This is a genomic window from Bdellovibrio sp. CKG001, from assembly GCF_055397465.1.
Genome location: NZ_AP029173.1, coordinates 2,679,616 through 2,703,907 on the forward strand (window position 1 = coordinate 2,679,616; position 24,292 = coordinate 2,703,907).

Annotated in this window: 23 protein-coding genes; 11 read left to right on the top strand and 12 right to left on the bottom strand. The window is 50.5% G+C overall.

Annotated elements, in window-relative coordinates:
• Positions 1 to 9 precede the first annotated feature (9 nt).
• From ACZ50P_RS12700 to ACZ50P_RS12715, 4 genes are all read left to right on the top strand, one after another.
• Positions 10 to 759, top strand: coding sequence for a DUF4360 domain-containing protein (locus tag ACZ50P_RS12700; RefSeq protein WP_464131585.1), 750 nt, complete (start codon positions 10 to 12; stop codon positions 757 to 759).
• 61 nt (positions 760 to 820) lie between these two features.
• Positions 821 to 1,417, top strand: a complete 597-nt coding sequence (locus ACZ50P_RS12705) for a DUF4360 domain-containing protein (RefSeq protein WP_464131587.1) — start codon at positions 821 to 823, stop codon at positions 1,415 to 1,417.
• A gap of 99 nt (positions 1,418 to 1,516) precedes the next feature.
• Positions 1,517 to 2,002: a hypothetical protein gene (locus tag ACZ50P_RS12710; protein WP_464120342.1), complete on the top strand. Its 486-nt coding sequence runs from the start codon at positions 1,517 to 1,519 to the stop codon at positions 2,000 to 2,002.
• A 119-nt stretch (positions 2,003 to 2,121) separates the two neighbouring features.
• Entirely contained in the window at positions 2,122 to 2,988 is an 867-nt protein-coding gene (locus ACZ50P_RS12715) for a substrate-binding periplasmic protein (RefSeq protein ID WP_464131589.1), read from the top strand.
• On the opposite strand, the gene ACZ50P_RS12720 is transcribed toward ACZ50P_RS12715, so the two are convergent.
• Entirely contained in the window at positions 2,912 to 3,544 is a 633-nt protein-coding gene (locus ACZ50P_RS12720) for a DsbA family oxidoreductase (RefSeq protein ID WP_464120340.1), read from the bottom strand. The genes ACZ50P_RS12715 and ACZ50P_RS12720 overlap by 77 nt on opposite strands.
• A gap of 32 nt (positions 3,545 to 3,576) precedes the next feature.
• On the opposite strand from ACZ50P_RS12720, the gene ACZ50P_RS12725 reads away from it, so the two are divergent.
• Entirely contained in the window at positions 3,577 to 4,614 is a 1,038-nt protein-coding gene (locus tag ACZ50P_RS12725) for an FUSC family protein (RefSeq protein ID WP_464131591.1), read from the top strand.
• Here ACZ50P_RS12725 and ACZ50P_RS12730 read toward each other — a convergent pair.
• The 5 genes from ACZ50P_RS12730 to ACZ50P_RS12750 all read right to left on the bottom strand — a co-directional run bounded on the left by ACZ50P_RS12730 (position 4,611) and on the right by ACZ50P_RS12750 (position 9,463).
• Entirely contained in the window at positions 4,611 to 5,522 is a 912-nt protein-coding gene (locus tag ACZ50P_RS12730; RefSeq protein ID WP_464131593.1) for a LysR family transcriptional regulator, read from the bottom strand. The genes ACZ50P_RS12725 and ACZ50P_RS12730 overlap by 4 nt on opposite strands.
• 46 nt (positions 5,523 to 5,568) lie before the next feature.
• A complete protein-coding gene (locus ACZ50P_RS12735) occupies positions 5,569 to 6,126 on the bottom strand; it encodes a hypothetical protein (RefSeq protein ID WP_464131595.1) in 558 nt (185 codons plus the stop codon).
• Complete coding sequence (locus tag ACZ50P_RS12740) at positions 6,080 to 6,883, bottom strand: metallophosphoesterase family protein (protein WP_464131597.1); 804 nt, start codon at positions 6,881 to 6,883, stop codon at positions 6,080 to 6,082. The genes ACZ50P_RS12735 and ACZ50P_RS12740 overlap by 47 nt, the downstream gene beginning before the upstream one ends.
• 102 nt (positions 6,884 to 6,985) lie before the next feature.
• Positions 6,986 to 8,407, bottom strand: a complete 1,422-nt coding sequence (gene aspA / locus ACZ50P_RS12745; RefSeq protein ID WP_464120333.1) for an aspartate ammonia-lyase — start codon at positions 8,405 to 8,407, stop codon at positions 6,986 to 6,988.
• Positions 8,408 to 8,425: 18 nt separating this feature from the next.
• Entirely contained in the window at positions 8,426 to 9,463 is a 1,038-nt protein-coding gene (locus ACZ50P_RS12750; RefSeq protein WP_464131599.1) for an MBL fold metallo-hydrolase, read from the bottom strand.
• Positions 9,464 to 9,573: 110 nt separating this feature from the next.
• Between ACZ50P_RS12750 and ACZ50P_RS12755 the strand changes: the two genes are divergently transcribed.
• Positions 9,574 to 11,160, top strand: coding sequence for an ArnT family glycosyltransferase (locus ACZ50P_RS12755; protein WP_464120329.1), 1,587 nt, complete (start codon positions 9,574 to 9,576; stop codon positions 11,158 to 11,160).
• A 55-nt stretch (positions 11,161 to 11,215) separates the two neighbouring features.
• Here ACZ50P_RS12755 and ACZ50P_RS12760 read toward each other — a convergent pair whose 3' ends face one another.
• Complete coding sequence (locus ACZ50P_RS12760) at positions 11,216 to 11,881, bottom strand: energy transducer TonB (RefSeq protein ID WP_464131600.1); 666 nt, start codon at positions 11,879 to 11,881, stop codon at positions 11,216 to 11,218.
• 162 nt (positions 11,882 to 12,043) lie between these two features.
• Between ACZ50P_RS12760 and ACZ50P_RS12765 the strand changes: the two genes are divergently transcribed.
• Positions 12,044 to 12,685, top strand: coding sequence for a methyltransferase (locus ACZ50P_RS12765; RefSeq protein ID WP_464120326.1), 642 nt, complete (start codon positions 12,044 to 12,046; stop codon positions 12,683 to 12,685).
• On the opposite strand, the gene ACZ50P_RS12770 is transcribed toward ACZ50P_RS12765, so the two are convergent.
• From ACZ50P_RS12770 to ACZ50P_RS12785, 4 genes are all read right to left on the bottom strand, one after another.
• Complete coding sequence (locus tag ACZ50P_RS12770; RefSeq protein ID WP_464120324.1) at positions 12,682 to 13,074, bottom strand: hypothetical protein; 393 nt, start codon at positions 13,072 to 13,074, stop codon at positions 12,682 to 12,684. The two genes, ACZ50P_RS12765 and ACZ50P_RS12770, sit on opposite strands and share 4 nt — an antisense overlap.
• Positions 13,075 to 13,348: 274 nt before the next feature.
• Positions 13,349 to 14,512 carry a DNA topoisomerase VI gene (locus tag ACZ50P_RS12775; protein ID WP_464120323.1) on the bottom strand — a complete coding sequence of 388 codons (1,164 nt, stop codon included), beginning with the start codon at positions 14,510 to 14,512 and terminating at the stop codon, positions 13,349 to 13,351.
• The gene (locus ACZ50P_RS12780) at positions 14,512 to 16,278 is read right to left on the bottom strand and encodes a DNA topoisomerase VI subunit B (protein WP_464120321.1); all 1,767 of its coding nucleotides are present in this window, start codon (positions 16,276 to 16,278) and stop codon (positions 14,512 to 14,514) included. The genes ACZ50P_RS12775 and ACZ50P_RS12780 overlap by 1 nt, the downstream gene beginning before the upstream one ends.
• A 183-nt stretch (positions 16,279 to 16,461) precedes the next feature.
• Positions 16,462 to 19,794: an Ig-like domain-containing protein gene (locus tag ACZ50P_RS12785; RefSeq protein ID WP_464131602.1), complete on the bottom strand. Its 3,333-nt coding sequence runs from the start codon at positions 19,792 to 19,794 to the stop codon at positions 16,462 to 16,464.
• 88 nt (positions 19,795 to 19,882) lie between these two features.
• Here ACZ50P_RS12785 and ACZ50P_RS12790 point away from each other — a divergent pair, with 88 nt between their 5' ends.
• Genes ACZ50P_RS12790 through ACZ50P_RS12800 form a run of 3 tightly spaced genes read left to right on the top strand, consistent with a single transcriptional unit; the run spans position 19,883 to position 22,817 of the window.
• A complete protein-coding gene (locus ACZ50P_RS12790) occupies positions 19,883 to 20,407 on the top strand; it encodes a pentapeptide repeat-containing protein (protein WP_464131603.1) in 525 nt (174 codons plus the stop codon).
• Positions 20,404 to 21,555, top strand: coding sequence for a hypothetical protein (locus ACZ50P_RS12795; RefSeq protein WP_464131605.1), 1,152 nt, complete (start codon positions 20,404 to 20,406; stop codon positions 21,553 to 21,555). Before ACZ50P_RS12790 ends, ACZ50P_RS12795 begins: the two co-directional genes overlap by 4 nt.
• Positions 21,552 to 22,817 carry an outer membrane protein assembly factor BamB family protein gene (locus tag ACZ50P_RS12800; RefSeq protein ID WP_464131607.1) on the top strand — a complete coding sequence of 422 codons (1,266 nt, stop codon included), beginning with the start codon at positions 21,552 to 21,554 and terminating at the stop codon, positions 22,815 to 22,817. The genes ACZ50P_RS12795 and ACZ50P_RS12800 overlap by 4 nt, the downstream gene beginning before the upstream one ends.
• Here ACZ50P_RS12800 and ACZ50P_RS12805 read toward each other — a convergent pair.
• The gene (locus ACZ50P_RS12805; protein WP_464131608.1) at positions 22,807 to 23,433 is read right to left on the bottom strand and encodes a hypothetical protein; all 627 of its coding nucleotides are present in this window, start codon (positions 23,431 to 23,433) and stop codon (positions 22,807 to 22,809) included. The two genes, ACZ50P_RS12800 and ACZ50P_RS12805, sit on opposite strands and share 11 nt — an antisense overlap.
• Positions 23,434 to 23,556: 123 nt before the next feature.
• On the opposite strand from ACZ50P_RS12805, the gene ACZ50P_RS12810 reads away from it, so the two are divergent.
• Positions 23,557 to 24,159 carry a hypothetical protein gene (locus ACZ50P_RS12810; protein WP_464131610.1) on the top strand — a complete coding sequence of 201 codons (603 nt, stop codon included), beginning with the start codon at positions 23,557 to 23,559 and terminating at the stop codon, positions 24,157 to 24,159.
• The last annotated feature ends 133 nt before the right edge of the window (positions 24,160 to 24,292 follow it).

The following is a 24,292-nucleotide window of genomic DNA, read 5'->3' on the forward strand; positions in this document are numbered from 1 at the left end:
GAAACAAATATGTGGCGGGGAATCACTACATCTATATTAGGTCTTACTTTCATAGCGGCAGCACCGGCCTTGGCACAAACTCCACCGGGTATCAGGATTCATAGTATTCAGGCAGTGGGAAGCGGCTGCCCCGCTGGAAGCTACAATGCCACCATTTCTCCAGACGCCCAGACCTTCTCTTTACTGCTGGACAATTTCATTGCTGAATCTTCCATGCAAAAACCTATTGTGAGATTGAACTGCGAACTGCGTGTAAATTTCCAGGTTCCGGCAGGATGGACTTTCGCTGTCACGTCGGCGGACTATCGCGGTTTTGCTTATGCTGAAGTTGGCACTCTGGTAACTCACCAGGCTCTTTATTCTTTTGACGGCAGCAAACCCCGCAATGAAAGACCCGGATATGAAAACGGTGGCACCTACAACTTCCGCGCGCAGGAATTCCGCGGACCTTACAACGACACCTACTACATCCGTCACCAGGTCGATCCGCGTGTTGCTCCATGGGCGGCTTGTAATGCCAATTCGATTCAGTCGCTTTACATCACGACTTACTTGATGGCTCGTAATCTGAACTTGTCATCGCTGTTGACCGCGCAGATCACTCTGGACAGCATTGACGGTCAGGTGCAGTCACAGCGCTACCAACTGGCGTGGAAGCAATGTCGCCCCTCGGGCGGCGGTTCAGTGACACCCCCGGGTCGCGATCCCGGACCAGGGCGTCCCAACCCAGCACCAGGAAGACCACCGCGTTTTCCATAAATAAAATCAATAACCAAATTTTTAAGTAAAACAAAAACACACATAATCCAAAGGGGGAATTATGAAAGGTACACTATTACTTGCGATCGTTGGTCTTATGTCCGCTGCGAGCATCACCGCTCAGGCACAACAAATTCGTTTGGGTCAGCCTGCATACGGCGGTACTGGTTGCCCTGCGGGAAGCGCCAGTGTCACAGTCAGCCCGGATGCTTCAGCACTGAGTATCCTTTTTGACAACTACGTGGCGGAAGCCGGTAACGGACGCGCAATGGATCGTAAGTCCTGCAACATCTCGGTCCCAGTTTCTGTTCCAAGTGGTTACAGTGTGGCAGTCTTCCAGGTGGACTATCGTGGATTTAACTTTGTCCCACGCGGAGGCATGTCCCGCTTTGACGCTGAATACTTCTGGGCCGGCGCCCGCGGACCACGCATCAGCCGCACCTTCATGGGCCCTGTTAACGACAGCTACACGATCTCTGACGGCCTGATTGCCAGCACCATGGTCTGGACGCCGTGCGGAGCGGACGTAAACCTTCGCGTCAATACGTCCATGATGGCCAGATCCAACGGTCGTGGCGAGCAGACGTTGGCCACTGTGGATAGCGCCGATATCAGCTCCGGCCTGATCTATCACCTTCAGTGGAGACGCTGCCGCTAAGCTCTAAAAACCCCACGGGCTCCTGTTCTTAAAAGTAGATGTCAAGACTGTAAAAATAAGCTAGCATCGGTTTTTTAAGAGCAACAGGAGCCCGACCCCATGACTCATTCACATCATCACGCCAACACTCTGAGAGTTCGCCATGCCCTCTGGGGCCTGCAAAAGGAAACTCTAACAGCCCTTAAAGCAGAGTTCGATCGCGAAAATGGTTACGAAACAACGCCGACAGAATGGTTTCAGGCTTTGATGGGTGCTGAACGCTACGTGTGGCTGCGCGAGTTCACATCCCTGATGGCTGACATCGACACCCTGACAGAACTTGAATTCATCACCGATCAACATGCCGCTGTGGCCCGTGCAGAAATTGAACGTCTGCTGTTTGAAGAGCCGCCGCACCAAAGTGAATTTGGTAAACAGTTCCGCCAGCTTTTAATGTCCGGATTAAACTTGCTTCCCCTGCACTCTCAATTAAAGGGTCACTTGCAATTGCTGCCCGAGATGACTATTTCCAAGGATCAAGGTCAAAGCGAACGACGCAACTGGCAGGAAGAACATCGCCACCAGGCTCGCAAAAAACGCAATTAATCCAAGACTCACTTTTCCCTCGAGTTCCCTGCCCCACAGGCGATTTGAGGGAAATTGATATTCAACAACTCTCTCCTCCATGCCCTGATTAGCTGTCAAGTTTGTGTTAAAATCAGGGCATGTTGCAGCTAAAATACTTTTTTCTATTCTGTCTGCTGCTGCTATCGCAGCCGGGCTTGTCACACGAGACCTCTTTAAGACTCGTGACCGAGCACTGGCCTCCTATGTCTTTCGAAAAATCCGGAACTGCCCAAGGTATGGCCGTGGATCTGGCCCGAATGATTCAAAAGCATCTCTCCATGCACAACCAAGTCGAAGTCCAGCCTTGGACCCGAGCTTATAAAACCGCACTGACCCAACCCAATGTGTTGCTCTTCACCCTGGTGCGCACACCCGAGCGAGAGAAAATCTTTACCCTGCTGGGGCCGATCGCCGATGGCGACATATCGCTGTACATGTCAGCGCACGCAAAGAACCGAAAAACGATCACTCTGGATGAAATCAAACGCGGTCTGACTGTAGGCACTCATCGGGGCACAGCTTTTCACAACTTGCTGAAGCAGCAGGGATTTGAACATATCGTGCCTGTGAATTCATCCGAAAGTGCCGTGCGCATGCTTATGAGTGGCCGCGTGGAGGTTCTGTGTGATGACGATCTGGCGGTCGCCGAGCTTTTCCGACGAACTGGATACAAAGAAAAAGATTATGTCAAAGTGGCTTCACTGAAATCAAGCTCGCTGTACTTTGCTTTCTCCCAGGGCACAGATCCCCACCTGATCAGAAACTGGCATACAGCTTTGACTGAAATCAAACGCAGTGGTGAATTTGAAGACTTGTATCGAAAATGGTTTTCCCACCTGAAGGCGCCCAAAGAAGTGCTTCTTCTGACGCCTCCTGTGCAGGCCGGCTTTACACTTCCTGAAACGCCTGTAAAAACACCTCAAGTGGCTGAGCTCCTGAGATTCCGACCTCCCTATTTAAAATAAAGAACGGAACACCGGAAATACCAAAACTATAAACTTCGCCAATCAGTGCTTCAACGTCACGCGTGCCCTGATCACTGTTAAGAAACTCATAAATACTTTGAGCCTCATATCCCAGTCGCGCCATCACATCGGCCAGATTGGATTTCTTTGAAAGATCAAGACCCTCGACATAATAGGCCTTGTAAAGTTCATTGGTCACTGCCAACTGCTTTCCATCTTGCCCGGCCAGCCAGATCAGACGGTGACAATCCATGGTGTTGATTTGCGTCTGAATTTTATCAAAGTGCATTTCCGCACCGATATTGTTCGCGGCCTGAACCACACGACGTTCCGCCTCAGCGAAACGCTGTCCGTCGCCAAACTTCTTTGTCAAATATTCGGCTCGTGGAAGCCCCTCCACCGGGACATCGGGATCCAATTGAAAAGGAAGGATTCTCACATCAAATTCAATCTGATCCTTCAGCTGATCCATCGCTTTCAGAAGTGTTGTTTTGCCAACATAACACCAGGGGCAGACGATATCGACGACCACTTCCAGTTCAATTTTCTTTTTCATAATGACTCCTGCCAAGTAGTATAATGGACATCATGACCTTACGCCATCATATCGATGAACTTCTCAAAATAAACCCCGTCGCCTCGCCCTGGCCGCGCATGTTTGTTTGCGCCATTTCCACGACAATTCCTCTTATTATCGGGCTGCTGACGCAGCAAATAGGTGCCGCCATCTTTGGCTCACTGATGGGTTTTCTGCTGGTTCTGAATGACCATATGGGCACCTTGGGACATCGCCTTTGGACGATCACCCTGACGTGCATGATGATGCTGGGTGGACTGACCCTGGGAATACTAACCCATGGGGATCGATGGCTTCTGATGCCTTTGCTTTTCGGTCTGGTGTATTGGCTGGGCTTAATGGGTGGAGGAAAAGGCGCCGAGCTGGAGCGAGCGTTGCTTTTTGCAATCTTTCAGGTTCTGGCCGGAGCCTACGTTCAGGGACTGGAGCGCTATCTGGCCCCAGTCCTCTCCTATGCATTGCTCGGTTATCTGTGTGTGATTGTCTCTTTGACCCTGCTGGTGTTTTTACGTCGTCACACCCCCAATCCCTTTGCTGGTCTGCGTGCCTCACTTAAGAAGTCATTGACGACAGAACGATCGCACCATCTCTATGCCACTGGGTATGCCAGTGCGATCCTCCTAAGCCTCGTGATCGTGGATTACTTCAAAATAGATCACGGCTACTGGGCTGTGGGTACTGTTCTGATTATTATGCGGCCAGAGCTGAAACAAAGCATCTATCGCAGCATTCAGCGTTTCCTAGGCACTTTGCTTGGGGTCCTGGTCGCCGACATCATCATCTACAGCGTGCATTCACCTTGGCTGGCCATCATTATTCTGGGATTGATCAGCTTCTGGGGCCCCTGGTCCATTGTGCGCAGCTACTGGCTGGGGTCGGCCGTCCTGGTCATTATGCTGCTGATCATTCTAGATATGCCCAATCTGCAACGGGGTGATCTGCACACACCCATGGTTCGCCTGACCGCCACCGGGATCGGCTGCCTGCTGTCTCTGGTCGCGATCGTTCTGGTCAATCCCCAGGAAGTCTGGCGACGACGTCCTCGTTAACAGACCCCTTCATAATTTTTAAATTCGCTCTTGATGAAATTCACAAAGGCCTTCACTTTCGGATTTCGAACCTTTTGCTTCAGATAAGTCAGATACAACCCCACTCCCGGATAATGCCATTCCGGCAGCACCCTCTGGACTGCTCCAGAATCCAGCTCCTTCTGCACAAACATCGCGGGCAAAAAACCAATTCCATGACCTTGCAAAACCGCACCTCGCACAACTTGCGGTTGATTGGACAGCATCACCGGATGGATGGGAACCTTGCGAACCTCGCCGCTTTTATAAGACGTCAGTGATAAAAGATCAGATACTTCATGCATGGAAACACAGGCAAAACGTGGCAGTTCATCCAGCTCTTTCGGCTGTCCGCGCTCTTGAATAAACAAAGCACTGGCGTAAAGCTGAATATCAATTTCCATCAGCTTCAAAGCCACCACCTGGGGCGGCATATCCGTCCCGCCGGCAAAGGCCACATCATAGTCATCGTTTGTCAGGTTCGGCCCTTTGGGTAACAAATCCAAATGCACCCGCAAAGCCGGATTGCGCCGACGGAAGTCTCCGATCATCGCAACAAAACTATCAGAGGCCATCGCCACCGGCGCAGCGATGCGGAACTCACCGCTTAACATAGAATGTGGCGACACCAGGTTGTCCAGTTCTGTGACGATAAAATCAAAGTGGGATTCCGTGCGATCAAAAAGCTTCTGACCTTCAGCCGTCAGTTCCAACTGGCGGGTTTTTCTTTTCACCAGGTTTACGGCCATCTTTTTTTCAAGACTGCTCAACTTCCGACTGAGCTTGGATTTGGGAATATTCAGCAGGCGCGATGCTGACGAAATACTTCCGGCCTGCATGATGCGAATAAAATAGTACACTTCATTGATATCAAGATGATGAAGGTTCATGGTCTCATCATGAACCTTCGCCCAAAAATCGCAAGAGCAAATCAGTTCAAAAGTAATAACGTAAACCTACGGAGGCCGAAGCGATGACCTGATAGCCCAGAGCGGACTTCGTGTTGTACTGAGCGATGATGTCCGTATCCAGCAACACGTACTCTGCATAAACAGACCAGGTCTCATTTCTCCAGGCAATGCCCACAGGTATTCCAAAGCGAATGGCCGTAAAATCGTAATATTCGTCCTCGGGAAACTCATCTCCGCTTTGCACAAAAAAAGCTGTATCATCCGTGTACATCGCCTGCACACCAAAGTAAGGCAAAATCACTTCTCCGTATTTACCTACTCCCCAGATCAAAGGCTGAAAACGGGCCTTCACATTGATCTGCCGGACAGATTTTCCATCGCTGTCCGAACTAAATCCCACACCCAAATCCATCCCAAACCAGCGGCTTTGATTTTCGAAACCTGCGGCCACCGAAGTTTCACCCATAAAGCCTGCATGCTGCAAAGACATCTGCCATTCAACCGCCTGCACAGACAGGGGGCTCAAAACCAGAAGACTAAGGAGCCACAGTCTGACAACTTCCCTTCTGACAATACCAAACATGAAGTTCTCCTTTTTTAAAATCCAAAATGTTGTACTGACGATCCTGGATGCGCGGAACCTGCAAGGACAGATAGTCCGTCATCGCACGCATCAGGAAGGTGTGTTGATGTCCGTTTAAAACCAGATTGACCTTGCTGTCTGAATACAACTTATCAAACTGCATCACCTGCGTAGTCGTAAAATAATTGGTGGAATCAGGGTCCACATGATGGGCTACAATCACCCGCTCAAAATCCTGGCTTTTGGAAACCTCATGAAACATCCAGTCGGCAGACCAGGAATTGATGAAGTCCAGGCGATTGTTGTTGGCTACAATGATCTTGGTGCCGTTGAAATCAAAGGCAAAGTCAGGATTGCCAAAAACGCGCTGATACATCTGAGGACCCTTGCCGATGCTGTCATGATTGCCAATCACCACCAGCGAGGGCTTGTTCAGATTTTGCATGATATCCACGAAAATATCGTATTCGAAATTGTATCCACGATCTGTGAAATCCCCCAGGTGAATCACAAAATCGATATCCCTGCGAGAGTTCAATTCCCTGATGACCGATCGCAGGTCATCATAATTTGAGTGTGTATCGGAAATCGTCGCGATCCTGAATGTATCACTAAGATTCAGGGCCCGAATCTTTTCAACATTGCGGGCATTCCAATTGCGAGTGCTTGTCTTGAGCTCGTCCGTGAAAGGTGTTTTTTTAAACTCTGCGCATCCTGCGAAGGTCACCAGAGTCAGTAGCATCACGAGGAGTTTCATCTTCAACCTGCCTTCAGGTATTAGACTACTCCCACGGGGTGGATTTGATTAGACGGCGAAATCGGAAAGGATCGTTCCGAATATGGAACGATCCACTAAAATTTACTTCTGGATCTTGCCTACATACTTCGGGTTCAAAAGATTTTCCAAAGAGAAAATCTCGTTGAGCTGTTCTTGCGTGACTACACCACGCTCCAGTGCCACCTCTGCAACACTGCGACCTGTTTGCGCGCAGATCTTACCAATACGATCACCTTCATCATGTCCAATGATCGGATCAAGATAAGTCACAATGCCAATACTGTTCATCACATAGTCACGGCAGCGCTCCACATTGGCCGTGATACCGTGAACACATTTGTGTTCCAGAGTTTCACACGCATTCTTCAACAGATCCAGGGATTCAAACAAACTGGAGGCAATGACCGGCTCCATCACATTGAGTTGCAACTGCCCTGCTTCGGCCGCCAATGTAATTGCCAGATCATTACCCATGATCTTAAAGCTGACCTGATTCACCACTTCAGGAATCACAGGATTTACCTTGGCTGGCATGATGCTGGAACCTGCCTGCATTTCTGGAAGATTGATTTCCTTCAGCCCCGCACGCGGCCCAGAGCTTAACAGACGCAGGTCATTGCAGATCTTGGAAAGCTTCACTGCCGTTCTTTTCAACGCACCGGAAATGATAATATAAGCGCCGCAATCACTGGTGGCCTCGATATAGTCCTCTGATTGCACGTAAGGGTGTCCCGTGACTTCAGCTAGCTTCTTCACTGCCAGCTCCGCGTATCCCGGAGGCGTATTGATGCCGGTGCCGATGGCCGTGGCCCCCAGGTTCACTTCCAGCATGAACTTTTGCACAGTCCGAATCAGACGACCATCTTCCTTCAACAGCGTGGCAAACGCATTAAACTCCTGCCCCAAAGACATCGGCACGGCGTCTTGGAGCTGGGTGCGCCCCATTTTCAAAACGTTGTGAAATTCCTTCCCCTTCTTTTCAAAGGCCACAGCCAAAGAATCCAGGGCCTGTAAGGTGCCGTTTATGTGTTCAAACAGCGCCACACGGAAGGCCGTCGGATAGGCATCGTTGGTGGACTGGCATTTGTTGACGTGATCATTCGGATTGATCACTGAATAAGTTCCTTTGGCCAAGCCGCGTTTTTCCAGTGCGATGTTGGCAATCACTTCGTTGGCATTCATGTTGATGGAGGTGCCTGCTCCCCCTTGATAAACGTCGGAAGGGAACTGCTGACCCCACTTCTTCGGATCACGCAAAACTTCGTCACAGGCTTCCACCAAAGATCTGGAAACGTCTGCGGGAATGGTGCCAAGCTCTCCGTTTGCCAGAGCACAGGCTTTTTTCACCAGCGCCAAGCCGCGCACGAAACTTTGGTTGGTGCCGACTGTCTGGCCGGAAATTTTAAAGTTCTCAACCGCGCGCACTGTGTGAATCCCATAGTAAGCTTCGGCAGGAACCTGCTTTTCGCCCAATAAATCTTTTTCTACGCGGAACTTATCCATACATCTCTCCAAGAATAACTATTTTTTTACTTCTATTTTCAGGATCTCGCCATGTTTCATGACGTGAAACGCTCCGTCTTCAAGGCCGGCCTTTTTACGGGCCCTGGCCAGCTCGACGGGAGGCTCGGCCATAGGTTCATCACTTAAACGGAAGGTGCCCCAGTGCACGCCAATAGAATGCTTTGAACGCAAATCCTGATGGATCTGAACAGCTCCGTCAGGATCCACATGCTGTAGTCCCATGAACCAACGGGGTTCATAGGCGCCCACGGGGATCATCGCCAGATCTACATCCCCACGACGGGCATGAATGTCAGCAAAGTCCTTGGAATAACCTGTGTCGCCCGTGTAAACGAAATGGAAACCGTCCGTCTTAATGGACCAACCACCCCACAAACTTTGATTGCGCTGGAACAACCAACGCTGAGTCCAATGCTGGGCAGGAGTAAAGACAAACGACAGGTTCTGCACTTTCACTTCATCCCACCAGTCCAATTCCTGAACATGAGGGATTCCTTCGGACTGCAAAAGCTCTGCATCTCCCAACGGCACCAGGAAAAGAACCTCGGGGTCTTTCTTACCCAGCTCACGCAAAGACGGCAGATCCAGATGGTCATAGTGGCTGTGAGAAACCACGACCACATCAATTTTGGGAAGATCTTTGATAGTGAACGGCAATCCCACCAGACGCTTCGGCCCCATAAAGCTGACCGGAGAAACTCGTTCAGAAAAAACCGGATCAATCAGAATATTCAAACCCCGAAGCTGCAACAAAGCTGTGGAATGCCCCACCCAAGTCAATGTGATGTCCTGGCTGTTCTGCTGAAGATAACCAAGATCTGTTTTAATGATCTCGGGTTCAAAGGGGGGCTCTGCCGGTTTTGAGCTTGTCCAGCGCTCCAGCTGCCACTTCCAGAAACTGGCCTTGGGGGAATTGTCATAGTTATTATAGAACTGAGTCTTCCCACGATAGGGCTTTTGCGGGTCATAATAGCGGAAGCTCTGACATCCCATCAGCACAAATAAACCGATAAAAAGAACCATGGACAATTTCATGCCCCGCAGAGTCTCACTGAGCGACCTGAGAGGCAAGAAAGCTTCAATTTACACCGTTTGTCATGCGGGGATGTGTTGCCAGCAACGCCCCAAGATATTACGACAGAGCATTGACACAACAACCTGATTTCGACCGTGAGGACGTGGCCGTGATTCGTGACTTCTGGAAGCAGCAAACTCTCTCTCAAAAAGTAGTCATCCTGTTTATTTTGACGCTCTTTTTCCGAGCTTTTTTCTCGCTGAATATCGGCCTGATTGACGATGAAGCTTACCACTGGTCCTGGGCGAAATGGTTGCAGCTTTCTTACTTCGACCATCCGGGCATGATCGCGTGGCTGGAAGCCATCACCACCCGTCTTTTTGGTGACACCTATCTGGGGGTCCGCCTGCCGGGGTTCCTGTGTTTTGTTGGAACCGTGGTTTTACTTTATAAACTGACTCGGGATCTGTTCGATGACTGGGCTGCGATTTTTGTCGGCGTTGTTTTGCTGTGGTCCCCTTTCTGGGGCTTTGGCGGTTACGTGGCGTCTCCAGAACCTCCGTTCATGCTCTGCTGGGTGGCAGCTTCTTACGTCTTCTGGCAAGGGGTGCGCGAAGACGACAAAGCCTGGAGTGTGAAAAAAACCTGGCTGTGGCTGGGGGTTCTGATGGGCTTGGGGCTGAACTCCAAATTCATCATCGCCTTGCTGGCTCCGGGCTTTGGTATCTATCTGCTGGCGACACCATCTCGCCGCAAAGATTTCCTGACTCCGTGGCCGTGGGTGGGCTTCCTGATCGCTACTGCTTTGGCAACGCCGATCTTCCTTTGGAATCACATCCATGAATGGCCGGGCTTCAAATATCAATTCCATGATCGTCACACGGGCGAATCTTTCAACTTGAATCGCTGGTTCGTGTTCTTCAGTGCGCAGCTGTTGTTTGCAACTCCGTTCCTGTATGTGCTGATCGCTTTGGCTTTCATCACATCCTTCGTAAAGCGCCAGGAGGCGCGCTGGAGATTCTTGCTGTGCCTGACCCTGCCATCCATCGCAATCTTCTATCCGCAGCCGTTGTTCGCCGATTATAAACCGCACTGGAGCGGGGCTGCTTACACCCTGCTTTTGATGGGGGCTGGTGCGATCTGGTCCCAGGGACTTGTCTGGGGCCGTCGTCAGATCGTCAAAGCGCGCAGTAAAGTCTTCACCTGGGGTATTGCGGGATTCTTTATCGTTCTGGGTCTGATCAGCTACACTCCGTTTGCGTATCCGTGGATTCCCAAAGCTTTCCATCTATTCAATCCCAATGGAGAATGGAAAACCACTTACGATTTCAGTAATGAATTCACGGGCTGGGAAGAGCTGGGCAAATACGTAAACCGCCGTCAGCGTGAAATCCACGCCGAAAGCGGCAGCAAGCCGTTCATCGCGGCTCACCGTTATGAAAATACCGCACAGGTCACTTGGGGCACCAAGCAGAAGGTGTACATGCTAAGCTCCACGGTCAGCAACTACACGGTGATGCAATCCCCGGAGGAGATGAACAACTTGAAAGGTCAAAATGCGATCTTTGTGAGTTCAGAAAAGTATCCGGCCAACCCCATTGAGTGGGCCAAGTGGGATTCCTGTGAAAAGGAAGAACTCAAAACCTTCCGTCACGGCATCCACGCCCGAACGTTCTTCATCTATTTCTGCAAGAACTTCCAGGGCATCACGAAATAGTTGATTTAAATGAAGTCACAAACAAAAACGCCGCTCGTTCAGAAGCGGCGTTTTTTTAATTCAAGACATACTCAATGGGGACTGTGATAACCCAGGAGGTCTTTTGGATTTCCTGTGGGAAGGGCTTCATGCCGTGGATGCCTTTGACCAGATCCAAAGCGGCCTGATTCAAAGTATCATACGGAGCTTTTTCTAAAACTTCGCTAGCTAACAACGAGCCATCCTGAGCCAGAGTAAAGCGCATGGTGACTTTACCGGTCTGACCCATTTTTCTAGCCAGCACGGGATAGCGTTTACGACGCTCCAGCAGTTTTTTGATTTCATAAAGATAGCGTTGCTCGGGGGAAACTTCGATCCCATTTGCAACCCCCTCACGACCTTCCAAAGCGCCTTTATCAGAAGTGCCCGCCAAGGAGCCCGCCGTTTTGCCAGTTGGTGATTGTTCTTGAGGAGCGGCTTCCGTGACCTTTTCCGTCTTAATCGCCGGGCCGTCGGAATTATCCACCACTACTGGGGCCTTCACCTTCGGAGCTTTGATAATTTCTTCCTGTTTGGGAGCCTGAACTGTTCCGCCATCGCCATACATCAGTTCCACACCCACCGGCAAAGGCACCACACTGGGCGCCGCCATCCCTAAAGCCAACGCGAACAGCCCCCCGTGCAACAGGACGGAAAGGATCAGGGAAACATTCATGTTCGGAGCGAGCTTGGATATTTTCATAGGATTTGCTTGCCCCTTTTATAAGTTCTTGGCCCCAAAAACTCAACCAGACGACCCTAAAATGGCCTCAAATGTAATTAATTTAGCTTTCAGACCCGCCCAATGAAAACGAAATGAAAAAATGGACAAGTTTCCCCAAGGCTTTTACAACTGCAGGACCCTATGAGCTCAATAAACCCCCATTTTACCTTTCACTACACCCAGCCGGAGGAATACCGTTTTTCCCACGATTCCGTGTTTTTAGCCCGTCAGGTGTTTGAACTGGTTTCTGGCGACTTAAGCTCGTGGCGCGGATTGGATCTGTGTTCAGGCTGTGGGATCGTGGGTTTGGACTTTCTGTTTCACCTAAAAAAGGCCCAGTTCACAATGCCTGCGCACTTTGATTTTCTGGAAGTGCAGAAGGTGTATCAACCCTACTTTGAAGAAAACCTGAAAAACTTTGGTGACGGTTTGCCTTCAGTCCGTTTCCTCAATCAAAACTATGAATCCCTGAAGTCGATACCTGATTCAGAAAAGTATGATTTGATTCTGAGCAACCCACCCTATTTTCGACTGAACCAGGGCAAGATGTCGCCCTCGGAATTCAAAAATCGCTGCCGCTTTTTTATCGATTCAGATTTTAAAACTTTGATTGAAGCCATCGACCAGGCCCTGAATCCTCAGGGCCGCGCTTACATTCTGCTTCGTGATCTACAAGACCATGGCTGGAGTCCGCTGAATGAGGCTCGTAAAATGCTGGCAGGTCGACGGGATATCAAACAGGTGGCCGATATTCGTGGCACACCCTTGGTGATGATCTCTTAACGACAGAAAAGATGACCGATGGTCTGCGCTGGCAGGGGGAACATCTGCTCCCGTTGGATCTGGCCGATCACATGCCCGCTGAACCCGTATTCAAGACGAACACTGACCTTGCCATCCCCTGCACGATTTTCCGTGCAGACATACATCACCACACGATCCTTAGAGGACGACCCGGTGGAATTTCGGCAAGTCAAACTGACTGCCTGATCCGCCTCAGACTGCAAAAGCCCTTGCGCAAGACCGACCACCGCCATTTCGCGCACAGTGAAGGTCACAGCAGTTCCATCATAGAGCTTTCCCTGGCAAGTCGCATAGGTTTCCGGAACCGGGCGAGCTTGCGCCGTCCAACCCATCAATAGAGAGACCAGAGCAAAAAACAGTGTTTTCATGAAAGTCCTTTCGGTTCGAGGCAAACAGCGAGCCCTGTCTAACAAAGTTTCCTCACGCCCGCCACAGCTTTTCCCGAAGCCTTCGGAATCTTCATAAAAGTCGGCGAAAAGGTGTTCCGCCGAAAACCGCCGGCTGCTTCAGCTTGCGCACCTCCGGTGCTCCAGCTCTGCCGGCTGGAGCCGAGCTACAGCTCTGCTGGCGGAAGCCGGGCAAAAAAAAAGCCCCCATCCGTGAGGACAGGGGCTTTGGTGTTTTTTTATCTTATTTAAAATCTTAGACGTAAGATCCGCGTTTGATTTTCTCAAGGATCAGTTTTTCTGTCTTGATTGGATCGTTCGGGTCGACAGAGAAGAAGGATTGCTGTTCGCAACGGATTTTCTCTTTGATCAACCAGCGCAGAATGTCTGCCAGATTTTTGTTCTTTTTATCCAGGAAGAACGGATCGTTTTCCAAAGCGTCTTTGGCTTTTTTCAAAGCGCGCGCTTCGGCTGGATCGGATTCTTTCACTTTGTAGTGAGGCAGATCGTATTTTTTCACGTCTTCTGGCAACACGCCCAGGAATTTTACATTCGGAGCGGAGAAGTCAGCATTACGGATTAAAGACGCCGCAGAACCGGCTTTCAAAGTACGGAAGATGTTTTGCAATGTGTACGCATCGAGATCCCCGAAGAAGTACATTGGCACATCCAATTCATCCTGAATCAACTTAGACCAGCCACGTACACCGTTGGATGGAACCCCTTGAGCACCCATCACGATACAGTTGTTACGTTTGGTGAAGCCCATGGTCACCAGCGTATTCGCCGTACCTTCGGATTCCACGATCAGGCAGAAGTCGATTTTCTTCTTTGCCTTGAGTTTCAAAGACTGCGGTTTGTTCTTTGGCTGGAACGGAGATGTTCCCAGAGTGGAAAGATCCACCACGGCTTTATCGCCATCGGCCAAAGTTTCAGTCACGATCAACTGCTGGGAGTACGTCTGACCACCACGATCATTGGCAAAACAGTTCAGTTCCTCACGGTAAACTTCCAGCATGTCACCGATGAAGTCGATGATGGCATCAGATTCCGGTTGGTCATCAAAGTCCAAAGGCTTCAAACGAGGATTGCCTTTGATCAGACCTTTACACATGTAATAAAGCTCACGCTTGGTGTTGACTGCGCCTTTTTCCAGGTTGTTCAACAGGATTTCCAAAACGAAAACAACACGTGCCAGTTTTTGTACAGAGGACACATTCAGTTCGGTGCGAACAACCTTGTCCCCCGGAGTCAGATAACCCACTTTGGAGTTGTACAAGGAGTTGTCCAGAGAGGTTTTCACCGCCTCCAGAACCGGACGTTTGGAAGACTCCAGATCCCTCAACATTTTATCTGCCAGGATGCGGGCTTCTTTAGGAATATCAATTTTCAGGTCACGAATGCTGAGTAGTTTGCCCATTAGCTTTTCTTCCCAGTGGTTTTCTTAGTGGTTACAGTCTTTTTTGTGGTGGTTTTCTTGGTCCCTTGCGGTTCCTCAGAAGCTTCCTCCACCAGATCACTTGAAGAAATCACATCGAAATCTTCGTCACCGTGATCAATACCTTTTTTCTTTTCGCGTTTCTTCTGCTCAAGAAGCTTGGATTCCGCGGCTTCCAGATCAGCCATCGCCTCTTCAGAATCACGGCCCAAAAGTTTCTTCAAACCTTCTTCGGCTTTCTTCTTGCGGGACTCTGGTGCCTTGATGATTCTTGCCAAACCTTCCACCAGGATCGGACCGAACTGCTCGATATGAGCAAGCTTTCTTTCCAGATCTGCTTCCTTCACTTCTTTTTTGATGTGACGGGACAGCTTTTGACCGGCTTGAATCAAGGCCAGACGGATTTCCGCTACCAGTTCCTCGGAAGCATCAATCGTTTCCTTGGAGGCATTTTTAAACTTAATAAACGGAGACACGATGGAAACCGCAAAGATGTAAGGCCCTAGTGGCAAAGAGTCTTTAGGCTGACCCAAACCATAGGATTTCCAGTTCACAGATTCAATCGCCCAGGTGATCGCACAACCGGATTTATCGAATTGCAGCGGAACGCGGTTGGCAAAACGAAGCAACGTCACCGGAGAATCGTTTTGCTGATTGCGGTCTTTGAAACGCGCCAAAGCCACTTCCACCACAACAGGTTTGAAGTCACAGATGGTCGGTTTACGAGTCACAACCGCGAAGAAATCGATTTCCCCCAGACGCGTGATGGATTTGGACAACGCCTCCTCACCCACGGTCAGAACGGACTTCGTGCTTGGAGCCATCAAGTCTGTGTTCTGCACAGCTTGGAAGACTTTTTTGAAGTCTTCTTCACTCAAAGAGGTCAAAGGCTTCTCAAGAAGACCTTTTGGCAGACCTTTTTTTACGAAATCAGAAATAGCCTGATCAGAAATACGGGAAAAGCCCGTTTTCAAGAATTTGGACAAAGTCGTTTTACCGAACAAAGTGGCGTGCGTAATGAACTCACCCAGTTTGAACGTATGAGGATGCGGCAAAGACGCTTCCGGAACTTTCGGAACATCGGTGCTTACGCGGGTCACAGTCACAAAGTCCGCGTCCGTCAGCTTGTAGGTGATGGTCATATGAGGATTCACCAGGATGGTGCCCTCGATGTAAGTCAAAAGACCACCGTCACCGTTCAATTGAATACGGCCATCCAGCACGAATTCAACGCGGGTGCCGTGTTCACGGTCCCAATCCAGAGTTTCTTTGTTTTTCAGAACACCAGTATTGGATTTGATATCGACGTCCACTTGCGCGGAGATCGCTTTGCGCATTTTTTTAGTCTTGGAGATAACACTCACACCACGGGCATTGGTCATTTGCGCCCAAGTTGTTGCAGCGGAAATACCGATACCTTGCTGACCACGGGAACACTGTCCGCGACCGAACTTGGAAGACGCCAGATATTCACCGTAAACTTTGGCCAGATCCTCGGCCTCGATACCCGGGCCGTTATCTTCGACAACGATGCGAATTAAATCAGTATTTTTGGTTGAGCCCGCTCCCACTTTGGAGATTTCAACCAGGAGATCAGGCAAGATGCCAGCGGATTCACACGCATCCAATGAGTTGTCCACGGCTTCTTTCAAGGTCGTCAAAACGGCCTTCAAAGGAGATGAAAAACCCACCTGCTGGAGGTTCTTAGCAAAATATTCAGCTGTGCTACTTTTGGTAATTTTGCTCACAGTCGCTTAATCCTTACACGATGTTAACGAATTTTAATGAATGACTTTCATAGGTTAAGCCGAACGCAGGGGGTCAAAGCAAGACTTAAGGCTCGGTGATGCTTGGCGTAAATTTAAATGCGAGGAACTGAAGAGCTTCAAAAACAGGGTCTGGAAGGGTCTAAAACCCCCCTTTTTTCATAGCTATCGATAGGCTTTTCCGCGCCCATTAGACCATATTTTCAGACTGGAAGGCGCATTGACGCTTTGACTTGCCGTCGAAGAGTAGCTCAACACACGATTGTTGATGTCTGTGTCACTCACCACATTTGAAAGATAAACTCCGGAAATATCATTCCAAACACAGCCGGCAATCTGACTGCCGCCTCCGGGAATGATCTCGATTGCAATATCTGCGGGAACCGACACGGAAGCTGGAACCTCTATCGCCGCTCCACCATTTCCACCGTTATATCCGTTGGTGTCCGTATTGACGTTGCCACCATCACCTAAATCGGCCAGGCCTCCAGAACCACCGCCGCCACCAAAGTGACCACCGCCTCCGCCACCACCATAGGTCGTTGAGCAGGCCCCAGCACCGCCTCCAAATCCCGCACCAAAACCGCCGCGTCCAAAGTAGGCCTCGCCGGGATTGTTGCCCAGTCCCGAACCAATCAAACAACTGCTGCCACCTTGTCCGGCGGATCCGTGAGTTGGAGATAGGCCATTGGCAGGAGAATAGTTTCCAGCAGGGGTTGCACCCGCTGCTAATGAGGTTGCCAGTGCTCCCCCGCCTCCGCCACCGCTAGCGCCGGCAGTTCCCGAGAGTGCCGCCGTCGAAGGCCCCTCACCTGCGGCACCGCCACCACCGGCTCCGGCATCCGAGTTGTCCGTGCCGCCGCGACCGCCACCGCCACCACCGCCAAAGATCATTCCGTTATTCAAGATTGTGACTTGTGAATAGATATCATCAATTTTGAAGGCTGTGCCTCCGTGCTGACCCATACGTTGTGCGCCCGTTGCACCGGCTGAAGCCAGGCCTCCCGCGCCGAAAGCTCCGACGATCCAGCCGTTATTAATCAATCGCACCCGAGCGCCCGCGGCCAGGGAGCCGGTTCGCATCGCTGGCTGAGCCGGATCCGCACTGGAAACTTTGACTCCGGAATTCACCGTCACCACAAACGTGCGATTGGAAGAAGCCACAGCACCACTGTACTGAGCAACGGCTTGCGAATAGATATTATAGTTGGCTGTATCAGTGGCAATGGCCGCCAACACAACAGCATCGGTGATACTGACATTGATCGTGGCGACAGCGGATTCATCTGTACCGCCGGCATTGTCTTTCAACTTCACTGTCACCACAGCAGATGTATCCAGTCCCGCAGTTGCTGAAAGCTGAATTGTCAATCCACCATCCCCGATGCGAGTCTGTGAGCAGTCCACAGTCAATCGTGTGGGGTTTGAGTTGGTGCAGATCATTTGTACCTGCTGAGCCTCCTCGTTTGTCGGGCCGACATCCACTGTCAGACTGAAGGACGAAGGCGTGGCTCCCGTGGGGTTCAGTAGTATTTCATGTGTCGCCGGAACAGCTGTGATTGACGGCGCATCATTGACCGGGTTGACGACGATTGAAATCTCCTGCTGCACAACGGAGTTCCCCGCCCCATTTCCGTCATCAAAATGAATCTTGGCGTAACAAGTTCCATAATAGTCTGCTCGCGGCTTGATACTGACGGCCCCCGTGGCAGGATCAATCATCACATCCGAAGCTGGAGTCAGCACCACCGCCGTATCATTGCATGCTGTTCCCGACAAGCCTGTATACACCAGTGAATACGTCCCCTGTCCTTCATCCAAAGAAGACACCTGAGGGTCACTGAGAACCTGCACCAGACTGACAAAAGCCGGATCATCTTCTGTCAAAACAGTGGGCGTCCCCAGCGTCAAAGTCGGGGCCGCATTATTGACGGTGATATCCAGGTATTCCATGTCCGAGGCCGCCTGCGGATCAGTGGCTTGCACAGCCAAACGGCAAGTCCCGACATGAGTGTCCTCCGGAGTGCCACTGACTGCGACAGATCGTCCGTCCGCAGAGGGTGTGATCGTCAGCCAGGAACATGAATCAGAAGCATCGCGTGTGATTGTCAGGTTTTCTGGATCCGGATCAACAACTGCGACCGTACAAGAATAGGCCACGTCCTCGGTCGCAGAAGACGAGCATGGAAGCAGATTGGCGGAAACCACAGGCGCATCCTGAACATTGTTCACCGTAATCGCGACATCCGCATAACCTGTGGAAGGATATCCGTCCGTTAAAGCGATCCGAATATGGCAAACACCATCATAGTCTGCCGCCGGACGGAAGGAAAAAGCCCCGGTTACAGGATCAATGCTGTAGTTGGTCGCGGTTGGTGCCATCGCGAAATCCTCGCAATGGTCCCCGGCCACCGTGGGTGTGACCAAACTGTAAGTGCTTGTGGCCTCTTCAATCGAAGAAACATTGGCCGCCGGGATCACCGTGGCTAAAGGGGCATCTTCTGAAATCACATAAGGCCCCCCACTGACCACGATGATTGGGGCTGAGTTCGTGATGGTGAGATCCCAGGCAAAGGAACTACTGCGACCCATTTGATCGTCTTCGGCATAAACGGACACATGGCAAGTGGTTCCCACTTGCGCGGCGGCTGGTGTGCCGCTGACTTCACCCGTCGTGGAATTGATCCCAAGCCAGCCACTGCAGGTGGTGGCCACATCCAGTGAATACGTCAAAGTCAGTGGCGACGGCAGATCCACATCCGTGGCGTTGATCGTGCATGAATAATTGTAATTTTCCCCGACGGTGGTGGGGCACGCCAAAGTGCTGATCACAGGAAGATCGTTCACCGGTTGCAGATCCACGGTGATGGTCACCAGTGAAGATTCGTTGCCAGCCCGGTCGATCACTTTGTAGGTGAAAGAATCATCCGCCTCATTGTTCAACTGCGGGGTATAATGACAGCTTAAGACAGGCCCGTTCCCGCAACCAGTCAAAGTCCCCTTGTTTGGATGAGTTACAATCACGATTTCGTACTGATCATTTTCTGTCGGGGTGTTTAAGAGGAATCCGGACGGAGTATCCTCCGTCACCGGGATCGTTTGAACTGCGCCAGCCACCGGAGCCTGATCATCAATCAAAAAATCACCCAATGGAATCGTTTCCTGAGACTCGCTGATAACTGCGGTCAAACGGGCCTTATAACTTCCCGGCACCAACGAACTCAAAAGCCAGTCATAAGAACCTGCGGTGGTGATGCGGGCATCAGCTACAACCCAGGTGCTCCCACCGTCGGCTGAGTATTCCAGCTTGAAATAATCCGGCTGCGCGGAGCCGCCGCTGGTGCTCCAGCGAATGTTCATTGTGGATGTGGATTTATAGGCCGGACGAAGAGCCAAGGTGCTTTTCAAGTTGCTGGACAACACCGACAAGTCGGCATTCATACAGCCTGAAAGACAGGTCATCATGATGACAAAAATAAAGTAACGTCCCTTGATCATCTTTATATTTATCGGAAATTTCAGGTAATTCTGGATTGTTTTGACATTAAAAAAGTGTCACTATTATCTCACAATGAGACTTCGGTATTTGTCTGGAAACTTCATCATTGCCATGACCGTGTCTTGCGCCCTTCATGCGGCGCCCCTGAACGCATCCCCCTGGAGCGGTCAAAAACTAGATAAGATCGAATACGCTGAAAAACCTCTGGCCCTTTCACAGATCATCAATGCGGAATTCAAAGAAAGCCACTTTACTCTCAGTTCGTGGTTTCAGATGTCCTTCGATAATTCGTCGTTCATCGACTCCCGTCTAAACGGGGTGCAAGCACTGAAGACCCGATTCACACACGTGCGCTTTATGAATACGAACATGGCAGGCGCAAAATGCACTCTTTGCCTGTTTGAAAATGTCACCTTTGCCAATGTCCGTCTGGATGGAAGCCGTTTTTTAATCAGCACCTTCCGCAACACCACGTTCGTGAATTCGGATCTGAGTCGCGTGGATTTTATCAATAGCACTTTTGAAAACTGCACCCTGGATCAAAACACCGCAAATACGGCCCATCCCGAACTACTTAAAAAATGGAAACTGCAAGTGAAGGCGGAACAATGAAAGAGATTTTAAAATCCCGCGCCTTGCAATATTATGGGGCCTTGCTGGCCCTGACTCACGTTCTTTCAGCTTATTTCTGGATGGACCGATCCTTGGATCTCGTTGTGAAAGCCGGCGAACTGTCCTCGCCGCTGTGCTGGCCCTGGGCGCCCTTTTGCCAGGCGCTGCGCTTTTCCTCGACAGCATCAGCTGCGACCTATCTTGAAATTTATGCCTTCCTGGGATTGTTCGTCGCGGGTCTCTTTGTCCTGAAAAGAACGCGCTTGGCTTATGCGGGACTGCTTTTACTTGTGGGATTAAAGATCTTCTTCACCAGCCTGTCTTACGGTTTGATGGGGAACTATCACTACATGAGCTTCATTGTCCACGGGGCTTTTTTATTCCTGCCTTACAAGAAAACTCTGATCCCGCTCTGCCTGGGCATTTTCTATTGGGGGGCTGGCGTTCTGAAACTCAATCCGGAATGGCTGTCCGGGGTGGCCTTGATTCATCCCAGCGTCCTTCCTGGGGCCCTGGAACATGCGGGTCTGGTCTACGCCGTTTTGCTGGAATGTATTCTGGTACTGGGACTTTTTAGCTCCAAGTCGTGGCTTCGCCATGTGGTTCTTTTTCAATTCATCTTGTTCCATATTTTTTCCTGGCACATCGTCGGCTACTTCTATCCGCTGACCATGTTCCTGCTTCTGGCAATTTTTATTTTGCCGGCTCTTTGCAAAGAATCCTGGGAAGCTGTGTGGAATCAATTCATCCTCAAACAGACCACCACGCTGGTGTTCGGCGGCATCCTGATTCTGCTTCAGCTTCTTCCTTACTTCGCGAGTTCTGATCCCGCCGCCAGCGGCACTCCCCGACTGATTTCGTTGAATATGCTTGATGCCCGTATGGAGTGCGAAACACTGCTCATTCGTCATCAGGACCGCGCCAACGAAGTTTACGATCCTTTTGTGAAGGCGCCTTCCACCCGCACGCAGTGTGATCCGATTGTTTTCCTGTCCCAGATACCGACTCTTTGCAAAGACCGATCAGAGAACATGGACTTCTGGTTGCAGTCCCGCCGAACCACAGAATCAAAGTTCCAGACGCGCCTTCTGATCCGGGATGTGTGCAAAAAATCCTCGACCGAACTTCTTTGGGCGGAGGTTCTATGAAAATCACGCTGACTCTGTACAGCCTGGTGATCGTGGCTCTGCTGGCCCGGGCGGAACTTAAAACATGGCCTTTGTTGGACAAGGAACTGCGCTTTTCCAAGCTGAACGCTCCAGTGCATGGGGCGACCATCACCTATGATCTTTCAACATTGCAAAACCGCTCAGCCCTTTCCACCTATCGCGGGGATTCACAAAGATCCGGGCGAAGTCATGCCACATTGCCGCGCTTTACGGATTTTTCTCTGCTTTGGAAAATACCGACTTTAAATAACGGCATTCACCGCGCCAGCAAAAGCAGTCCAGCCGTGGATGCCGATGGCTTTTATGTCGCCGATGACACCGGGTTTGTTCGCGCCTACAGTTGGCAGGGGAAACTGCTTTGGCAGTTTTATTCCGGTGTCAGCAGCCGCGGTTTTCACTCCACTCCACTGACGGATCAGGACAGTTTATATATTGGTGATTATGCAGGCTTTCTTTACAGTCTGGATAAACGTACGGGCAAAATTCGCTGGATAACAAAAACCGGTGTCACCATCGGCTCTTCACCACTTCTGCATGAAGGCTTTCTTTATGTCGGGGTGGAGCTGGCTGATCCCGACGGTTTTTTATTAGCCATCAACGCCACAACAGGACAGTGGGTTTGGACTTCACCCTTGGTGGGAAATCATCCCCACTCTTCCCCGGCTTTGAGCGAAGACGGACGAAGATTGTTGATGGGATCAAACACCGGGGCCATGGCAGCCTATGACCGTGCCTCTGGACAAAAACTCTGGTCCTTTGCAACTCAAGACGATATCAAGTGCAGCGCCTTGATTGCCCGGGGGCGTGCTTACTTCACCTCTTGGGACGGATTTCTTTATGCTTTGGACGATCGCACAGGAAAGTTGATCTGGAAGACCGCCCTGGATGGCAGTGCCATGAGCTGTCCCTCCTTGAGTAAAACCGGCGATCTTTTATTGGTCACAGGTTTTGCAAAGAACTTTGCAATTCAAACGGCTACAGGGACATCTCTTTGGAGCTCTGAAATTTCCGAAAAAACTCAGCGCGCCCAGGCCAGTCCCTTGATCATCAGTTATCAAGCACAGGACGTGGCCGTTGTTTTGTGTGAAAATAAATCCCTGTGTCTTCTGGATTTGGGGAGCGGGACCGTTTTGCAGAAAATAAAACTACAAGGGGATTTCTCGGGTTCACCCATTTTCTGGAACGGAAAACTGTTATTGGGAACTTCGGGCGACGACGGGCTGTTGGTCCTTAGTCAATAGAGGCCCCGCCCGCCCCCAGACGCAATTTGTAGCCGTCCTTTTTTACTTCCGCGCGATCGTACTGAGTGCCTACTGTCCCCGTCATACGCCACCCCTTAGGATCCGAGGCCACGCTGACGTCACCACCCGCACTGACAAGCTGAGTGCTGTCTTTAGAGATCGCATCAAAGATCATGTCTCGAGCCAAAGCAATGCCGATGTTGCTGACACTGACAGTTTTAATGCCCGGATCTGACGCGCGCAGAGAGCAGACGGAAATACCAAACTCATCACTGGCCGAACAACTCAAAGGATAAACGCCTGTCCCCTTAGTGATGCTAAACTCAGGAACATACCCAGCCACCACGGTGTCATCTGAGTTCATCAGCTGAATCACAAACTCAAGTTCAGTCAGGCCATCGGCTTTTCCGTTCGAACCAACATAGATTTCGGATTTTGCAAAGTCAGCTTTGCTTGGGTCTGTCACAACACCTTTAACAGGTCTTTCGGCTATTTCGATGCCAGGGGGAAGTTTCGGCACTTTCAGGCCGGCCAAATTCTGAAGACTCGCATCCAGCGAACATCCTGATGTAAAATACATCAATGATATAAGGGCTATCGCAAGGTTCCAGTACATTCATGCCTCCGACACTTCCCTCATCTTATCGGCGGGCAATCGTGCCAACTATATATTACACTCCCTTCAGGTTGAGGACCGGGCTTAAGAAAACAAGTAAAAGTTCCGAATAATCAAGGGCCTATGAATAACCGGAACGTCATGATTTTAATTCTTGGGACCGTTCTACTGTCAGTGTGCTCGGCACTGCTGGCGGTGCATTTGACTCAGGATAAAACATCCCAAGTTGTTTCAGAAAAAATTTTACCTCCTGACAGCCCGGCTTCCACGCTCAACCCGGACAAAGCCAGCTCCAAGGCAACACCCCTGTCATCAGTGCCTGCCACAACAACGATGGCCTCATCTCAAACCGCGATGCCTGTGCCAATATCTGCTCCGGATGCGGCAGCCTATCTTGATCATCGAAGACCTTTAAGTGCCGACGAAGTTCAGACAACCCTTTTAAAAGCGACACCTGACTGTAAAGAAGACTATAAAAAACTTTGTCTGGCAAATCCGTATCTGGCCGAGCATCCCCTGGCGTGCCTACGCCATCACAAAGAACAGCTTTCAAGAGCCTGCTTCAACCAAGTGACGGCGGTTCGGGATCAATTTCAAAAAGACTGTGGTGCCGATATCCAGCGTCTTTGTCCAAAGCAATCCAGCTACTTTGGTTGTCTCAAACAGCAACTGGCATCCTTAAGTCCCGCCTGCCGTAATAACATCCAGCAGTTCTCGCGTCGCTGATTTGTCTCAGCCTGGGACACTATTCTCAAATGTTGGTAATCCTCACGATTCTTTCTTATGAATGACCGAAAGTTACCCGATAAAATAGGTATTGATGAACTTGTGACCTTAACATGAACGTAAATGGAAGGAA

Excerpts from the sequence above, each read along its gene's own strand:
- ACZ50P_RS12750 (WP_464131599.1), bottom strand. The coding sequence starts at position 9,463 with ATGAAATTGTCCATGGTTCTTTTTATCGGTTTATTTGTGCTGATGGGA.
- ACZ50P_RS12705 (WP_464131587.1), top strand. The coding sequence starts at position 821 with ATGAAAGGTACACTATTACTTGCGATCGTTGGTCTTATGTCCGCTGCG.
- ACZ50P_RS12710 (WP_464120342.1), top strand. The coding sequence starts at position 1,517 with ATGACTCATTCACATCATCACGCCAACACTCTGAGAGTTCGCCATGCC.
- ACZ50P_RS12730 (WP_464131593.1), bottom strand. The coding sequence starts at position 5,522 with ATGAACCTTCATCATCTTGATATCAATGAAGTGTACTATTTTATTCGC.
- ACZ50P_RS12800 (WP_464131607.1), top strand. The coding sequence starts at position 21,552 with ATGAAAATCACGCTGACTCTGTACAGCCTGGTGATCGTGGCTCTGCTG.
- ACZ50P_RS12760 (WP_464131600.1), bottom strand. The coding sequence starts at position 11,881 with ATGAAAATATCCAAGCTCGCTCCGAACATGAATGTTTCCCTGATCCTT.
- ACZ50P_RS12795 (WP_464131605.1), top strand. The coding sequence starts at position 20,404 with ATGAAAGAGATTTTAAAATCCCGCGCCTTGCAATATTATGGGGCCTTG.
- ACZ50P_RS12740 (WP_464131597.1), bottom strand. The coding sequence starts at position 6,883 with ATGAAACTCCTCGTGATGCTACTGACTCTGGTGACCTTCGCAGGATGC.
- ACZ50P_RS12785 (WP_464131602.1), bottom strand. The coding sequence starts at position 19,794 with ATGATCAAGGGACGTTACTTTATTTTTGTCATCATGATGACCTGTCTT.
- ACZ50P_RS12715 (WP_464131589.1), top strand. The coding sequence starts at position 2,122 with ATGTTGCAGCTAAAATACTTTTTTCTATTCTGTCTGCTGCTGCTATCG.
- ACZ50P_RS12775 (WP_464120323.1), bottom strand. The coding sequence starts at position 14,512 with ATGGGCAAACTACTCAGCATTCGTGACCTGAAAATTGATATTCCTAAA.
- ACZ50P_RS12700 (WP_464131585.1), top strand. The coding sequence starts at position 10 with ATGTGGCGGGGAATCACTACATCTATATTAGGTCTTACTTTCATAGCG.
- ACZ50P_RS12735 (WP_464131595.1), bottom strand. The coding sequence starts at position 6,126 with ATGTTTGGTATTGTCAGAAGGGAAGTTGTCAGACTGTGGCTCCTTAGT.
- ACZ50P_RS12725 (WP_464131591.1), top strand. The coding sequence starts at position 3,577 with ATGACCTTACGCCATCATATCGATGAACTTCTCAAAATAAACCCCGTC.
- ACZ50P_RS12805 (WP_464131608.1), bottom strand. The coding sequence starts at position 23,433 with ATGTACTGGAACCTTGCGATAGCCCTTATATCATTGATGTATTTTACA.
- ACZ50P_RS12765 (WP_464120326.1), top strand. The coding sequence starts at position 12,044 with ATGAGCTCAATAAACCCCCATTTTACCTTTCACTACACCCAGCCGGAG.
- ACZ50P_RS12810 (WP_464131610.1), top strand. The coding sequence starts at position 23,557 with ATGAATAACCGGAACGTCATGATTTTAATTCTTGGGACCGTTCTACTG.
- aspA (WP_464120333.1), bottom strand. The coding sequence starts at position 8,407 with ATGGATAAGTTCCGCGTAGAAAAAGATTTATTGGGCGAAAAGCAGGTT.
- ACZ50P_RS12770 (WP_464120324.1), bottom strand. The coding sequence starts at position 13,074 with ATGAAAACACTGTTTTTTGCTCTGGTCTCTCTATTGATGGGTTGGACG.
- ACZ50P_RS12720 (WP_464120340.1), bottom strand. The coding sequence starts at position 3,544 with ATGAAAAAGAAAATTGAACTGGAAGTGGTCGTCGATATCGTCTGCCCC.